Source organism: Bradyrhizobium sp. USDA 4341 (assembly GCF_054063755.1).
Map to the genome: position 1 here is coordinate 9,004,087 of NZ_JBSSGO010000002.1, position 13,635 is coordinate 9,017,721.

At 65.2% G+C, this 13,635-nt stretch carries 15 protein-coding genes; 10 read left to right on the forward strand and 5 right to left on the reverse strand.

What is annotated here, in order from left to right:
- Nucleotides 1-9 precede the first annotated feature (9 nt).
- From ACVIGB_RS47825 to ACVIGB_RS47835, 3 genes are read left to right on the forward strand one after another with little or no spacing between them, the layout of a single operon-like run.
- Nucleotides 10-207 carry a hypothetical protein gene (locus tag ACVIGB_RS47825; protein WP_024579640.1) on the forward strand — a complete coding sequence of 66 codons (198 nt, stop codon included), beginning with the start codon at nt 10-12 and terminating at the stop codon, nt 205-207.
- A gap of 28 nt (nt 208-235) precedes the next feature.
- Nucleotides 236-544, forward strand: coding sequence for a DUF6166 domain-containing protein (locus ACVIGB_RS47830; RefSeq protein ID WP_456724032.1), 309 nt, complete (start codon nt 236-238; stop codon nt 542-544).
- A 36-nt stretch (nt 545-580) separates the two neighbouring features.
- Entirely contained in the window at nt 581-1,690 is a 1,110-nt protein-coding gene (locus ACVIGB_RS47835; protein ID WP_456724031.1) for a Zn-dependent alcohol dehydrogenase, read from the forward strand.
- Between the two features lie 6 nt (nt 1,691-1,696).
- Here the strand turns inward: ACVIGB_RS47835 and ACVIGB_RS47840 are convergent, their stop codons facing one another.
- Both ACVIGB_RS47840 and ACVIGB_RS47845 read right to left on the reverse strand, forming a co-directional pair.
- Complete coding sequence (locus ACVIGB_RS47840; RefSeq protein ID WP_456724030.1) at nt 1,697-2,455, reverse strand: GntR family transcriptional regulator; 759 nt, start codon at nt 2,453-2,455, stop codon at nt 1,697-1,699.
- A 35-nt stretch (nt 2,456-2,490) separates the two neighbouring features.
- Entirely contained in the window at nt 2,491-3,987 is a 1,497-nt protein-coding gene (locus ACVIGB_RS47845; protein ID WP_456749351.1) for an MFS transporter, read from the reverse strand.
- A gap of 363 nt (nt 3,988-4,350) precedes the next feature.
- Here ACVIGB_RS47845 and ACVIGB_RS47850 point away from each other — a divergent pair, with 363 nt between their 5' ends.
- The 4 genes from ACVIGB_RS47850 (at nt 4,351) to ACVIGB_RS47865 (ending at nt 7,549) form a co-directional block, all read left to right on the forward strand.
- Nucleotides 4,351-4,758: a hypothetical protein gene (locus ACVIGB_RS47850; protein WP_173641891.1), complete on the forward strand. Its 408-nt coding sequence runs from the start codon at nt 4,351-4,353 to the stop codon at nt 4,756-4,758.
- Nucleotides 4,759-4,909: 151 nt separating this feature from the next.
- On the forward strand, nt 4,910-5,704 hold the full coding sequence (locus ACVIGB_RS47855) for an NYN domain-containing protein (protein WP_456724028.1): 795 nt from the start codon (nt 4,910-4,912) through the stop codon (nt 5,702-5,704).
- A gap of 217 nt (nt 5,705-5,921) precedes the next feature.
- Complete coding sequence (locus tag ACVIGB_RS47860) at nt 5,922-6,311, forward strand: DUF1236 domain-containing protein (protein WP_092125289.1); 390 nt, start codon at nt 5,922-5,924, stop codon at nt 6,309-6,311.
- 176 nt (nt 6,312-6,487) lie between these two features.
- Nucleotides 6,488-7,549, forward strand: coding sequence for a ketopantoate reductase family protein (locus ACVIGB_RS47865; protein WP_456724027.1), 1,062 nt, complete (start codon nt 6,488-6,490; stop codon nt 7,547-7,549).
- Between the two features lie 30 nt (nt 7,550-7,579).
- On the opposite strand, the gene ACVIGB_RS47870 is transcribed toward ACVIGB_RS47865, so the two are convergent.
- The 3 genes from ACVIGB_RS47870 to ACVIGB_RS47880 form a co-directional block, all read right to left on the reverse strand.
- The gene (locus ACVIGB_RS47870) at nt 7,580-8,809 is read right to left on the reverse strand and encodes a metalloprotease (RefSeq protein WP_456724026.1); all 1,230 of its coding nucleotides are present in this window, start codon (nt 8,807-8,809) and stop codon (nt 7,580-7,582) included.
- Nucleotides 8,810-9,028: 219 nt separating this feature from the next.
- Nucleotides 9,029-9,631 carry a thiamine pyrophosphate-dependent enzyme gene (locus tag ACVIGB_RS47875; protein ID WP_456724025.1) on the reverse strand — a complete coding sequence of 201 codons (603 nt, stop codon included), beginning with the start codon at nt 9,629-9,631 and terminating at the stop codon, nt 9,029-9,031.
- 8 nt (nt 9,632-9,639) lie between these two features.
- Nucleotides 9,640-10,191 carry a thiamine pyrophosphate-binding protein gene (locus ACVIGB_RS47880; protein WP_050405122.1) on the reverse strand — a complete coding sequence of 184 codons (552 nt, stop codon included), beginning with the start codon at nt 10,189-10,191 and terminating at the stop codon, nt 9,640-9,642.
- A gap of 186 nt (nt 10,192-10,377) precedes the next feature.
- Here ACVIGB_RS47880 and ACVIGB_RS47885 point away from each other — a divergent pair, with 186 nt between their 5' ends.
- The 3 genes from ACVIGB_RS47885 to ACVIGB_RS47895 are packed head-to-tail and all read left to right on the forward strand — an operon-like array spanning nt 10,378 to nt 13,309.
- On the forward strand, nt 10,378-11,343 hold the full coding sequence (locus ACVIGB_RS47885) for a Bug family tripartite tricarboxylate transporter substrate binding protein (protein WP_456724024.1): 966 nt from the start codon (nt 10,378-10,380) through the stop codon (nt 11,341-11,343).
- Nucleotides 11,344-11,347: 4 nt separating this feature from the next.
- Nucleotides 11,348-12,244 carry an amidohydrolase family protein gene (locus ACVIGB_RS47890; RefSeq protein WP_456724023.1) on the forward strand — a complete coding sequence of 299 codons (897 nt, stop codon included), beginning with the start codon at nt 11,348-11,350 and terminating at the stop codon, nt 12,242-12,244.
- A gap of 15 nt (nt 12,245-12,259) precedes the next feature.
- The gene (locus ACVIGB_RS47895; protein ID WP_456724022.1) at nt 12,260-13,309 is read left to right on the forward strand and encodes a hydroxyacid dehydrogenase; all 1,050 of its coding nucleotides are present in this window, start codon (nt 12,260-12,262) and stop codon (nt 13,307-13,309) included.
- Nucleotides 13,310-13,635: the final 326 nt, after the last annotated feature.

Genomic DNA, 13,635 nt, shown 5'->3' on the forward strand with positions numbered 1-13,635 from the left:
GAGGTCTCGATGCCAAGCCACATCAAGCTCATGCTGTCGCTGGCGTGCCTCGCCACGGCGGCCTGCGGATACTTTTTCATGGTCTATCTCGGACAGCAGGGACCGAGCTACGCGGTCGCCTTCCTTGGCGTGTTCGCCACGGTCGCGATGTGGATCTTCCCCGAGGTCGTCAAGAAGGACCTCAAGATGCGTCCACCGGGATCCTGATATGATGCTGCAGCACAGGGAGACTCCGATGGCGAGCTATGCCGGGGACCGTACCATCGACGGCATTTCCGTGCTGGTCGACGGCGAGCCGCTGTCACCGCATTACGACCAGCTTCGTCTCACCGAACACGGATTTGAATGGAGCTATGAGGGGCCCGAGCCGGCCCAGCTGGCCTTCGCGCTGCTCTATGATCATCTGCACGACGCGATCGCGGCGAAGGCGCTGCACGAGAGCTTCATGCGGCGCATCGTCGCCAATTTCGGCAATGAATGGGAGCTCTCCTCGGCCGATCTCGACGAGGCGGTCGCGGCGCTGCGATCCGGACAAACGGCCTGACCCCACGCGGATTTCTCCGCCGGAGAATTCTTTGAGATGACCCTGACCTGTCGCGCGGCGGTGCTGCATCAAAGCGGAACGCCGCTCTCCGTCGAGCGCGTTTCGCTTGCTGCACCGATGCCGACCGACGTCGTGGTGAAGGTGCGTGCCGCGGGGCTCTGCCACACCGATCTGGAGGTGATCGACGGGTCGCTGCGCTATCCCTTGCCGATGATCCTCGGGCACGAGGCGGCCGGCGTGGTCGAGGAGGTTGGCAGCGCGGTGCATGACGTGCGCGCCAGCGATCACGTGATCCTGTCCTGGAATCCGCATTGCGGGCACTGCTTTCACTGCGACCGCGCGCAGCCGATCCTGTGCGAGACCTATCTCGCCAGGGGCGCGGAAGGCGTGCATTTCGACGGCGCGTCGAAGGCGCATCTCGCGGGCGGCGGCAGCCTGGCGCATCTGATGTTTCTCGGCGCATTCTCGGAATACCTCGTGCTGCCGGCGCAGCAGGCGATCGTCGTGCCAAAGGACATCCCGTTCGACCGTGCGTGCCTGATCGGCTGCGGCGTCATGACCGGCGTTGGCGCCGCGCTGAACATCGCCGCCATCGGCTATGGCGATACCGTGATGGTCACCGGCTGCGGCGCGGTCGGGCTGGCAGCGGTGCAGGGCGCCCGGCTCGCCGGCGCCGGTGCGATCATCGCGGTCGACCTCGACGATGCAAAGCTTGCGCTGGCGCGGCAACTCGGCGCGACGCAAGCCGTCAACGCGGCGCGCGAGGACCCGGTGCAGTTCGCAAAGGAGGCGACGCGCGGGCGGGGCGCCGACGTCATCCTCGAAGCCGCGGGCCATCCCACGGCGTTTCGGCAGACCGCGGAGGCGGTGCGGCCGGGCGGCGAGGTGATCTGGCTCGGCAAGATCGACGTCACGCAAGACGTGAGTTTCCGCTGGGGCGCGCTGATGGGGGAGAAGCGATTTCGCCGCTCGAGCTACGGCGGCGCGCGGCCACGGCGCGACTTCCCTTTGCTGGCGCAGGCCTATCTCGACGGCCGGCTCAAGCTCGACGAGCTGATCACCGGCCGCTGCAGCCTCGACGGCATCAATGACGGCTTCGAGGCGTTGCGGCGCGGCCGCTCGATCCGCACGATCGTGGAGCTTTGAGAGCGCTCACAGCGTCGAACGCGCAAAGCTTTCGATGTAGTCGATCAGGCTGTCGGACGCGGCGCCCGCGGCATCGACACGGCGCTCGGCGACGGCTTCGGCGACGTCGGCATGCAGCCGCGCCGCGAGCGGCAGGTCGGCCGCTTCCTTGTAATGCTGGTACCAGAATCGGCGCGACAGGCCGTGCATCAGGCCCATGGCGCGGGAAGCGAACTCGTTGCGCGACGCCGCCGAGATCAGCGTGTTGAACTGGTGATCCAGCCGCATGAACAGCAGATCGTCGGACTTTTCCGCCGCGCGCCGCATGCCGGCGGCGATCTCGGAGAACTGTGCACGCTGCTCGCTGGTGGCGCGTTCGGCGGCGCCGCGTGCCATCAGCCGTTCCAGCTCGCGGCGCACCTCGAGCAACCGGAGCTGGGCGCGTAGGTCGATCTCGGACACCAGCACGCCGCGACGGGCAAGGATGTTGACGAGGCCGTCGCGCGACAGCCGCTGCAACGCCTCGCGGATCGGGGTGCGGCCGATGTCGAGCCGCTTGGCGAGCACGAGCTCGGACAGCGCGGTGCCGGGCGGCAGTTGCAGCGTCACGATCAGCTCTTCCAGCTCGGCATAGGCGCGATCGGTGAGGGTGACGTCGCCTTGCGGGAGACGGGCCTGCGCGGTAGCGCGCGGCTTGCCGGCGGCCGCAGACGATGGCCGCGCCGGCCGGCGGTTTCCTGCTGCGCGGGCGCGCACCGTGCTGGATCGCTTGTTCGAATCGGCCATCGGGATCTTGAGTGCTGTGCTGTACAGCAGATATCTCACACGCCCCGCCGGCAGTGACAAGGCCGCTCGACGGGCGCTACACCGAATCCGGCCGCGTGCAGCGAACAGCGGCGCATCATCAGTGCGAAATGCTCTCCAGCGTGCGGCCGCGGGTTTCCTCGCCGAGCAACAGCACCGCCAGCGCCGCCGCCACGAACGCGCCGGCGCCCAGCGCGAACACGCCGCTCTGTCCCGCCCGCGGGCAGGATCACGCCGATCACATAGGGGCCGATCAGCGAACCGATTCGGCCGATCGCGGAGGCAAAACCGGTTCCGGTGGCACGGACATGGGTCGGATATAGTTCAGGCGTATAGGCGTAAAGCGCCGACCACATGCCGAACAGGAAGAACTGCATGCAGAGGCCGGCAATGATGAGCTGGGTCTGGTCCGCCGCCGAGCCGTAGAAGTGGCAGGCGATCGCGCCGCAGAGCAGGTTCATCACCAGCGTCGCCTTTCGGCCCCAGGATTCGACGAGCCAGGCCGAGACCAGGAAGCCGGGGATGCCCGCGAGCGAGATCAGGATGGTGTAGAACACCGACTTGGTGATCGGGAATCCCTTGGCCTGCAGCAGCGCGCCGAGCCACGTGGTCAGACCGTAGAAGCCGAGCAGGGCGAAGAACCACAAGGTCCACAACATCGTGGTTCGTTTGGCGTAGATGCCCGAAAACAGCGTCCTCAGGCCGGTCACTTCGGACGCGGGAGCGGCGGCCTGGCGCACCACCGGCGGCAGCTCCTTGCTGCCGAGACGGTCGCGGACCTTACTTTCGATGTCGCGCACGGTCGCTTCGGCCCGCTCGGAATAGCCGTGGGAAGCGAGCCAGCGCGGCGATTCCGGAACGTAGCGTCGCACCACGAGCACGAAGACGGCCGGGATCGCCTGCAGGATGAAGACCCAGCGCCAGTCGGCGGCCTGCAGCACGAAGTAGGTCAACAGGCCCGACGCGATGAAGCCGAGCGGCCAAAACCCTTCGAGGAACGCGATGTAGCGGCCGCGGTTGCGGGCCGGCATGATCTCCGAGACCATCGACTGCGCGACCGGAAACTCCATGCCCATGCCGAAGCCGAGCAGCAGGCGGGAAGCGCCGAGCGCGGTCGCCGTCGTCGAGAGACCACAGCACAGGCTGCCCAAGCCCCAGAAGATCATGCTGACCTGGAAGACGCGGGCGCGGCCGAAACGGTCGGCCAGCAGGCCGGCGGACGCGGCGCCGACGAACATGCCGAGGAAGCTCATGCTGGACAGCAGCCCGGTTTCCGCCGTCGACAGGCCAAAGGTCTGACGGATCGAGCCGAGCACGAAGGTCAGCGCGGCCAGGTCCATGCTGTCGAAGAACCATGCGGTTGCGATGATCCCGAAGATCCATCGCTGATAGGAGGTCAGCGGCAGGCGCTCGAGCCGTGCCGCGATGTCGGCGACCTGCTGCGCTTGCGCGGTGCGCGCGACGGCGGCCGGAGCCCGGCTTCCGGCCGCTGCGGTGACGTCGGAAATGGTCATTGCTGTCCTCCCCAGATGGACGTTGCCGGGCTCTTGTCGACCCTGTTCCATAAAATGTCACACGGATAGCAGTGATATGTCAATTGGTGATCACATGCGAATGGCAGCGCGAGCCGGCCCGCGGCGCCGGACAGGGCCGAGCACAAATCGGCGCGCGGCGCCGGCCTGCTGTGATCCGAACGACGTTCGATGCCGCTTCGGACATCTTCCGAAGCGGCATCAAAGCCCGGTTAACGGCATCCGAGAAATCGGGGCCTGTCCGATAATCCGGCTTTAATGGGGGCCGACTAAAGCTCTTTGGTTGCGACGTACCGGATGCCTGGAGGTATCCGATATTGGGTCCGGAGGAGACGTTTTCCCATCATGTCAGTTCAGGTCGATTTGGATTTTGCGAGCGACGATCGCGCACGGGCGCAGATCGGCGCGGCGGTGAGCTATCTGCTCAGGGACGCGACCGGTGCCGCGCGTGAGCATGCCGTCGAGATGATTGTCGAGATGGTGCGCGATGTCGCAAGCCGGCCGGCCGGTCTCGAAGCGGCGTCCCTTCAGCCGCTCATGAGCGGCGTCACCTATCGGGATTTTGTGATCGATGCCTACCGGCGCGATGTCGATCGCTGGCGCGCGACGATCCGCCGGTCGAACGGCAAGAAGATCCGGATCGCGTCTCCGCCGTCGGTGCGCGACGAGGCGACGACGACAGCGGATGCGATCACCGCCGAGAAGGCCATCGAGTTCGCCAGGCGCGCGATCGATATGGGCGAGGTGCTCTGACCACACCGCCCGAGGGTGCTTTCGCCGCGAAAGTCCCGGCGATGCCACCGACCCTATGCTTGGGACGCGCGATGTGCTCCGATGCGACGGCTGCGCCGGTTCCGGAACTGTCCGCGCATCTTGATCCATCGTATCCCAGCAGAGAGAAGCCATGCCTTCCGAACTCCGTTCGCCCCGTCTGGCGGTCCTGATCGACGCCGACAATGCATCTGCAAGGATCGCCGATGGGCTGTTCGAGGAGATCGCCAAGATCGGCGAGGCCAGCGTGCGCCGCATCTATGGCGACTTCTCCAATCCGAGGTCCAAGGGCTGGGCCGACATTCTGTCCAAGCACGCCATCATCCCGCAGCAGCAATTCGCCTATACGACCGGCAAGAATGCATCCGACATCACCCTGGTGATCGACGCGATGGACCTGCTGCACAGCGGCCGGTTCGATGGCTTCTGCCTGGTGTCGTCGGACAGCGATTTCACCCGGCTTGCCGCCCGCATCCGCGAGCACGGCATCGACGTGTTCGGGTTCGGCGAGCAGAAGACGCCGGAGAGTTTTCGGCAGGCCTGCCGCAGGTTCGTCTATACCGAGAATTTGCGCGGCGGCGTGACGAGCAATCAGGACGCCGCGGTGCGTGCCCAGCCGTTGCAGCCGCCGGACGCCGCCACGCCCATCCTCAAGAAGGTGATCGGCCAGATGGCCAGCGAGGACGGCTGGGTGACGCTCGGCGAGGTCGGACGGCAACTGGCCAATCTGGCGTCGGATTTCGATCAAAGGACCTACGGCTTCCGCACCCTGAGCGAGCTGGTCCGCAGGACAAATGCCTTCGAGATCGAACAGCCCAAGGGCGGGACGACGCGAATCCGTATCAAGCCTTCAGCTGACGCCCCTGCGAAAGCACCGCCAAGACGGCGAACGCCAAGACGGCGAGCCGATCAAAAACCGCCGGAATGAACGGCGCGCAGCGCGCTCCTGCTCTAAGCCATCTCTGAATCTGAACCCACGATGAATGCTGCTTCGGACATCATCCGGAGCAGCATTTTCATTCGTGCTGGAACTAAGGCGAGTTGCTGCGGAACTGAGTTTGCGCACGAGTTGCCGGCGTTGGAACTGGAACGTCTCGTTCCCTGCGATGTTGAAGGGGCGTCTCATAACTCGGAGGAGGAGAATCATGAACAAGCGTTTTGCCGTTTCCCTTGTTGCCGCCGCGTCGCTGCTCGCGTCCGGTTCGGCCTTCGCACAGTCAACGACCGCGGCGGGCGCCGCGAACGGCGCGCGGACCGGTGGCGAGATCGCCGGCCCGGTTGGTGAGATCGTCGGCGGCACCGTTGGTGCCGCGGTCGGTGCCGGCCTCGAGATTCCGAATGCGGTGATCACGTCGATCCCGCGCGACGAACCGTCGGTCGTGGTGCGCGAGCGCGTCGTGGTCGGCGAGCCGCTGCCCGACACCGTCGTGCTTCGTCCGGTGCCGCGCTACACCGAATACCGCTACGCGATCGTCAATGATCGCCGCGTGATCGTGGAGCCGCGCACCCGCAGGATCGTCAAGATCATCGACTGATCTCAATTTCTGACTGCGGACATCCTCGCGGGCTTGTCGCCCGCGGGGATTTTCGCATGGCACGGGCCCGCTTTTTTCATGAGGTGCCTGGTTGGCCTGCCGGCCCGATCCCCTAGACTGGTCCGCAACAAGCGGACGCAGCCAGCGGCCGCCTCAATCAAGAGCAGGGTGGAAACATGGGTCGGAAGATCGCGATCGTCGGCGCGGGTGCGGTCGGCGGCTATGCCGGTGCGCATATGGTGCAGGCGGGTGAGGACGTCACCTTCATCGATCCCTGGCCCGAGCATGTCGAGCACATGCGCAAGCACGGATTGCGCGTCACGCACGCGATGGATGTTGCGGAATTCTCGGTGCCGGTGCGCGCGCTTGATGTCACCGACGCGCAGCAACTGGCGAAAGAGAGGCCGGTCGATATCGCGTTCGTCTGCATGAAGTCGTACGACACTGCCTGGGCGACCATGCTGATCCGGCAATATCTGGCGCCGGACGGTTACGTCGTCTCGCTGCAGAACTGCATGAACGAGGAAACCATCGCCGGCGTCGTCGGCTGGGGCAAGACGCTCGGCTGCATCGCGAGTAGCATCACCGTCAACCTGCCCGAGCCCGGCCACATCCACCGCGGAGCCGGCAAGGGTGGCGCGGCTCACACAGTGTTTCGCGCGGGCGAGGTGCATGGCCGCATCACCGCGCGGGCAAAGGAGGTGTGCCGGCTGGTCGGCTTCTCCGACAGCGCCAAGGTGACCTCTAATCTCTGGGGCGAGCGCTGGTCGAAGCTCGTCGCCAACGTGATGGGAAACGGGCTGTCGGCCTGCACGGGTCTAGCGGGCGGCGAGGTGCTGCAAAGCGAACCGCTGCGCCGCTTCTCGACGCGGCTCGGCAGCGAGGCGATCCGCGTCGGCCAGGCGCAGGGCTATCAGCTGGAAGAGATCCTGCATCTGCCGCCGGAGACGATCGCGCGTGCCGGCGAGGGCGACGAGACCGCGACGCGCGCCTGCGACGAGCAGCGCTTCAAGGATAGTAAGCGCACCTCATCGGCGCAGCGCCCATCGATGGGCCAGGACATGCAGAAGGGTCGCCGCACCGAGATCGAATTCCTCAACGGCTTTGTGGTGCGCGAGGGCGAGAAGCTCGGCCTCGCCTGCAATGCCAACGCCGCGCTGACCGACATCGTCAAGCGCGTCGAGCGCGGTGAGCTCGCACCGGATCCGCGGCACATTACCGAGTTGCGGATGAATTGAGCGGCGATCATGCTGCGACTAGTCGCGGCGTCAAAGGAGGACGGTTGGAAGCGACCACGTCGCTTTCAAGACGAGAATGTAAAGGGCGAAGGTTGCGATTGAGGCAATTGCCAGCATGACCCCATCGTGCAGGGTCAGCCGTTCGAGCTCCATGGTCCGGCCCCCGCTGAGGTAGCGCTGCAGAGCGAACAACATGAAGGGAATCCCCATCAGGAGTGACTGTAGGTAGACGGCGAGCGCGATGCCGATCAGGATTCCGATCCAGCCCACGATCAACGCGGACCTCCGATTCACCGAGCCGACGAGCGCATTGAGGATCAGGCCGCCATCGAGGGGATAGATCGGCAGCAGGTTGCTTGCGTTCACAACAGCGAATAGCTCAGCCACCTTTCCAAGATAGAGTTGGCCGGTAGCCTGATAAGCGGCGAACAGGCCGAGTGTCGGAATGAGGCTCAGGCCCGGGCCCATCAGCGCGATGAAGCCGAGCCGGCCCTCCGTCCGATAGGTCGTCTTGGGAACGGCCATCCCGCCAAAGAGGGGTACGAGGTAGATGCCGCGTACGCCGACACCCGCCATCAGCATCGCCGCGGCGTGACCGGCTTCGTGCAGGACGACGACCACGGTCAGGAGCAGCGCCGCCTTCCACCCCACGAGGTACCAGAAGCTGAGCAGGGCCACGATCGACAGCAGCCATCCGTTGTTGCCGACCGTGGAGAGACGATTGGAGGTGCCGGCTTCTTTCTCGCATTGCTGCTTGATCAGATTTGCCATACGGCGCAGGCCGATCGGGTAGTTGATACGGTCGCGAAAGACGTGCGGGGTCAATTCATTGGATACGCTGAGCTTCGTTCCCGCGGACGTCGCCTCGATCGTGAGCTCGGCTACGGTATCGCGGCCGCCTTCCGGTGGAATGGAGAGCGGGTGTGCCACGATTCGTCCCCGGATGATCCCTTTTTCCTCGTCGCGCTCGAGCTCGCGCGAGACGTTCCGCGCCCGAACCTGGCCGCTCACGGTGGCGCTTGTCAGCCAAAGATCAGCGCTGTCGGGCACGGGCTTGCGCGATATCTCCATGATCGGCGGCCCATCGAACACCATACGGTCCGCAATATTGAAGCGCCACACGGCCTCACGCGGCGCGTCAATCAGAACAGTGAACTCGCACCGCAATCGGTTACGTGCCCGCAGTGCGTCGATGAGGCCTTTCAGCGCATAGTAGGCGATGCGCAGCAGCTCGATGGGTAGTGTCAATAGTGCGAGCATGACGGACAAACCTACGCTAGCTGAGGCGGCGAGCCATGGAGTGCCGGCCAAAGTTGTCAGCACATTGCCGCAATTTCCCTCGCGCGCACCAATAAAATGCTAGCATAGGTTGTTTTTGGGTAAATCACGAGCCAGCGTGCTGGTTCGACTTTCCACCGCATGGTCGGTCTTGCGGATTAGCGGGCCGTCTTCAGCTTGTGCGCTGAGCTTTGCGGAGCCTCACAGCAATTGCCTGACCCCCATCCCGTGCATGAAGCGCTCGCGGATCTGCACGGGGTCGCGGCGGGTGGTGCCGGTGCCGGGCTTGTCGTCGATGCGGACGCCGATCAGGATTGGGACGGAGGCCTGTTTCGACTGCTCGATCAGCCGCTCGAAATCGTCCTCGTCGGCGGCCCAGGAGCTGTTCGCGATCCCGCTGGCGAGCGCGACCGCGACGATGTCGGTATGGCCCGCGGCCGGCGTCGGCTGGCTACCGGTGATCTGGTAGATGCCGTTGTCCATCACCACCATGGTCAGGTTACCAGGCGCCAGCGTCGCGATGGTCGAGAGGCAGCCGAGCTGCATCAGCAGCGAGCCGTCGCCTTCGAGTGCGAACACGCGGCGCTTGGGCTGCGCCAGTGCGACGCCGAGCGCGATCGGAAACGCAAGTCCCATACTGCCCAGCATGTAGAAATTCTCGGGGCGATGGCCGGCGGCCCAAAGGTCAAAGTTGGTGTTGCCGATGCCGCCGATCACGGCCTCGTCCTTCAGCCCGGCGACGAGGCGCTGGGTGAGATCGAAGCGGTTCATCACCTTGGTGTTGCGCGCGTGTGTGCTGGTCATGGCTGATCTCACTTGTCGAACGTCTTGCCGCCGGTCAGTAGCGGCGAGAGGATCAGCGCCACCGGCGCTTGGGTGGTGACGGCCTGCTTGATCGAGCGGTCGGCGATGAATTCGAGCTCGTCGAGCCGGGTGATGGTGTGATGTTCCATCGCCAGCGAATCCAGCACCGGGCGCATGGTGCGGCAGACCAGCGCCTGGCCGTAATTGAACTCGCCGAGCGTGCCGCGCTCGGAGACGAACATGATCAGCGGGATCTGGTAGGGCACCGCGAGCGAGGCCAGCACGTTGGCAAGCGTGGCAAAGCCGGAGGTCTGCATCAGCACCGCGCCACGCGTGCCCGCCATCCAGGCGCCGGAAACGATGCCGACGGCCTCTTCCTCGCGCGCGGTCGGAAACGTCGTGAAATACGGATCGGCGTGCAGGTCCTTGATCAGCGTGGTCAGCACCCGGTCGGGCACATAGGGCACCAGCTTGATCTCGTTCCGCTTCAGCGTCTGCAGCACGATGCCGTGCCAGGTGGTCGCCGTCTTCTGGGACGAGGCTTGTTCCGCGGCCGCCATCCTGTTCTCCCTCTCGCGCGACGCTGATGATCGCTTGCGCCATGAAACTTGACGCGGTGCATGTGATTGTCAACATGTCGCGGTCGCAACGCGATCTGCAGAATTGGGCCATCGTAGTGCCGAACCGGCGTGCGATACAGGCGGTAACGATCAAGGGACGGAACGATCAAGGGACGGGAGGCGTCGATGACCGGATGGGTCTGGCGGACCGCCATTGCGGCAACGGCCATGGTTGTGGCCGGCCTTGCGTCCGCGCAGCCATACCCGGCAAAGGCCGTTCATATTCTCGTCCCATATCCGCCGGGCGGCGGCGTCGACGTGCTGACGCGGACGCTGGCTGAAGCCGTGTCGAAAACCTGGACGCAGTCGATCGTGGTCGAGAACCGGCCGGGCGCCGGCGGGGTGATCGCCTCGCAGGCGATCGCAAGCTCCGCGCCCGACGGCTATAACCTGATCATGGTCGCGAGCGGCCACGCCACCAATCCGTTCCTCTATCCAAAACTGCCCTACGACACGTTCAAGGATTTTTCGCCGATTTCGCTGCTCGCGTCATCGCCGAATGTGCTGCTGGTGCGCGCGGACTCACCGTTCAAATCGGTCAGTGACGTCATCGCCGCGGCGAAGGCGAAGCCTGGCAGCCTGTCCTTTGCCCATGCCGGCAACGGCACCTCGACCCATCTGGCCGGTGAGCTGCTTAACAGCCTTGCCAAGATCGATCTCAATGCGATCCCCTACAAGGGTGGCGCGCCGGCGATCAACGACCTGCTTGGCGGACAAATTCCGATGTCGTTCAACAACGGCCCGGAATCGATCGGGCAGTTGCAGGCCGGCACGGTCCGCGCGCTGGCGGTGACGACGGGCTCGCGCGCGCCGTTTCTATCAGATGTGCCCAGCATGTCGGAAGCTGTGCCGGGCTATGACACCGAGGTATGGTGGGGCCTGCTCGGGCCCGGCAACATGCCCGCCGATCTCGTTGCGAAGATTTCGCATGATTTCGTCGCGGCCGTGAATACGGATGCCGTGAAGGAGCGTCTCGGCAAGCTCGGCGCCATCCCGATCGGCTCCACGCCGGACCAGTTCGCGGCCAAGATCAAGGCCGACTACGACAAATGGGGGCCGATCATCAAGGCCGCCGGCATGAAGGCGGAGTAAGTCGATGGCTGCGTCCGAGATTCCCGCCTGCCTGCCGCCGCGTCCGGTGACGCCGCCGCGAGAGAAGCTGCCGCCAAAGGCCTGCGATACGCATGCGCATGTGTTCGGCCCGGCGGACCGTTTTCCCTATGCCGCCGATCGCAGCTACACGCCGCCGGACGCGCCGCTCGCGACCTATCTCGGCATGCTCGATGCGCTGGGTTTCAGCCGCGGCGTGCTGGTGCAGGGCAGCGCGCATGGCCACGACAATTCGGCGATGCTGGATGCGTTGCAGCGCGAGCCGGCGCGGCTGCGCGGCGTCGCGGTGGCCGATGCCGATGTGGCGGCGGGCACGCTGCGGCAATGGCATGTGCTCGGTGTGCGCGGCTTGCGCTTCAACCATTTCTTCCGCGGCGGGCAGTTGCACTATCGCGGCGGCATCCCCCTCGATGTCGCCGAGACGCACGCGGCCGTGATGGCCGAGCTCGGCTGGCATCTGCAGCTCTGGATCGACGTCAAGGATCTGCCTGACACGATCCCGACGCTGAAGGCGCTGGGCCTGCCGGTCGTGGTCGACCATATGGGCCGCACCGATGCTGCCGCCGGCATCAACACCGCGGGCTTCCAGAGCCTGCTGCGCGCGGTCGGGGAGGGCTGGTGCTGGGCCAAGCTCTCAGGCGCGCATCGCCTGAGCCTTAACGCGCCGGATTATCCGGATGCGCGGCCGTTCCACGAGGCGCTGGTATCAGCCAACTCCGAACAGCTGGTGTGGGGCGGCGACTGGCCGCATCCGCGCGTCGAGGGCGAGATGCCCGACGCCGGTCATCTGCTGACGCTGTTCCAGGAATGGACGCCGGACGCCGCGACCCGCCACCGCATCCTGGTCGACAATCCCGCACGACTCTATGGCTTCCCAAACTGAAAGCTGCTCGAAGACATGACCGTCAACAACAAGCGCGTGTTCTACGTCAAATACCTCGCCCACGAGATCTACGTCGACATCCTGAAGAGGCGGCCGGATGTCCGGCTCGACCGTCTCGAGAATGAGACGCCGGAGGCGCAGTTCGCGCCGGTTCTCGCCGATGCGCATGCCTACCAGATCGGCGCCGCCCGCGATGAGCTGGCGCCGCACTTCCATGCCCATGCGGAGCTGTTGAAACGCGCGCCGAACCTGTTGATCGTGTCCTCAAACGGTGCCGGATTCGATCCCGTCGACGTCGATGCCTGCACGAAGGCCGGCGTACTGGTGGTCAACCAGTCCGGCGGCAACGCCAACTCGGTCGCCGAGCACGCGCTCGGCATGATGCTGACTTTGTCAAAACGCATCATTCAGTCCGATCGCCGGTTGCGGCGCGAGGCCAACGTCAACCGCAACGACCTGATCGGCAACGAGCTGAACGAGAAGACCGTCGGCATCGTCGGTCTCGGCAATGTCGGCCGCCGCATCGCCGAGCTGTGCACGGGCCTCTTGCACATGAAGGTGATCGCCTACGATCCCTATCTCACGGCGGAGGAGATGGCGAAGCGGGGCGGGGAGAAGATCGAGCTCGACGATCTCCTGCGCCGCGCGGATTTCGTCTCGATCTCCTGTCCGCTGGACAGCAAGAGCCGAGGCATGATCGGCGCGCGCGAATTCGCGCTGATGCAGCCGCACGCCTATTTCGTCACCACCGCGCGCGGCTTCATCCATGACGAGAAGGCATTGGAAGAGGCATTGCGAGAGAAGCGCATCGCCGGTGCCGGCCTCGACGTCTGGGCCAAGGAACCGCCGCCGCCGGATCATCCGCTCTTGCGGTTCGACAACGTGCTGGCGAGCCCGCACACCGCCGGTGTCACCCGCGAAGCGCGCGTCAACATGGGCCGGATCGCCGCCGAGCAGATCCTCGATGCGCTGGACGGCAAGCGTCCGCCGCGCATCATCAATCCCGAGGTCTGGCCGGTTTACGCCAGGCGATTCGAAAAGGCGTTCGGGTTTATGCCGGGGTAGGTCGACGATCACTGCTGTCAACGGTGAAGTCAGCCAGGTGAGGTGAGCAGGCTGGTCAGGCCTCCCCTTGCGGGGGGCCGCGGCTGCGCGCGGCCAAAATATCGAAAACAACCCCATGCAAAGAAGCCGGCGGTTCGACCAGGCAACTTGACGCGTCGGGCAACTCAGGGGTAAATTTCCAATATTCAGAAATCGTGCAAGCGGCCCGGCCTTGCGGGGATATCGCAAGGGCGGAGCGAACCGTTCCGCCAGTGCGTGCCTCACGCAAATGGCCGGTCGTGCGAGTGTTGTCGCGCGCGCAAAAACACCGGAGAAAATCTCCTTCG

What these genes read in the sequence shown, in the direction of transcription:
- ACVIGB_RS47825 (WP_024579640.1), top strand. Translation starts at nt 10, where the DNA reads ATGCCAAGCCACATCAAGCTCATGCTGTCGCTGGCGTGCCTCGCCACG.
- ACVIGB_RS47830 (WP_456724032.1), top strand. Translation starts at nt 236, where the DNA reads ATGGCGAGCTATGCCGGGGACCGTACCATCGACGGCATTTCCGTGCTG.
- ACVIGB_RS47835 (WP_456724031.1), top strand. Translation starts at nt 581, where the DNA reads ATGACCCTGACCTGTCGCGCGGCGGTGCTGCATCAAAGCGGAACGCCG.
- ACVIGB_RS47840 (WP_456724030.1), bottom strand. Translation starts at nt 2,455, where the DNA reads ATGGCCGATTCGAACAAGCGATCCAGCACGGTGCGCGCCCGCGCAGCA.
- ACVIGB_RS47845 (WP_456749351.1), bottom strand. Translation starts at nt 3,987, where the DNA reads ATGACCATTTCCGACGTCACCGCAGCGGCCGGAAGCCGGGCTCCGGCC.
- ACVIGB_RS47850 (WP_173641891.1), top strand. Translation starts at nt 4,351, where the DNA reads ATGTCAGTTCAGGTCGATTTGGATTTTGCGAGCGACGATCGCGCACGG.
- ACVIGB_RS47855 (WP_456724028.1), top strand. Translation starts at nt 4,910, where the DNA reads ATGCCTTCCGAACTCCGTTCGCCCCGTCTGGCGGTCCTGATCGACGCC.
- ACVIGB_RS47860 (WP_092125289.1), top strand. Translation starts at nt 5,922, where the DNA reads ATGAACAAGCGTTTTGCCGTTTCCCTTGTTGCCGCCGCGTCGCTGCTC.
- ACVIGB_RS47865 (WP_456724027.1), top strand. Translation starts at nt 6,488, where the DNA reads ATGGGTCGGAAGATCGCGATCGTCGGCGCGGGTGCGGTCGGCGGCTAT.
- ACVIGB_RS47870 (WP_456724026.1), bottom strand. Translation starts at nt 8,809, where the DNA reads ATGCTCGCACTATTGACACTACCCATCGAGCTGCTGCGCATCGCCTAC.
- ACVIGB_RS47875 (WP_456724025.1), bottom strand. Translation starts at nt 9,631, where the DNA reads ATGACCAGCACACACGCGCGCAACACCAAGGTGATGAACCGCTTCGAT.
- ACVIGB_RS47880 (WP_050405122.1), bottom strand. Translation starts at nt 10,191, where the DNA reads ATGGCGGCCGCGGAACAAGCCTCGTCCCAGAAGACGGCGACCACCTGG.
- ACVIGB_RS47885 (WP_456724024.1), top strand. Translation starts at nt 10,378, where the DNA reads ATGACCGGATGGGTCTGGCGGACCGCCATTGCGGCAACGGCCATGGTT.
- ACVIGB_RS47890 (WP_456724023.1), top strand. Translation starts at nt 11,348, where the DNA reads ATGGCTGCGTCCGAGATTCCCGCCTGCCTGCCGCCGCGTCCGGTGACG.
- ACVIGB_RS47895 (WP_456724022.1), top strand. Translation starts at nt 12,260, where the DNA reads ATGACCGTCAACAACAAGCGCGTGTTCTACGTCAAATACCTCGCCCAC.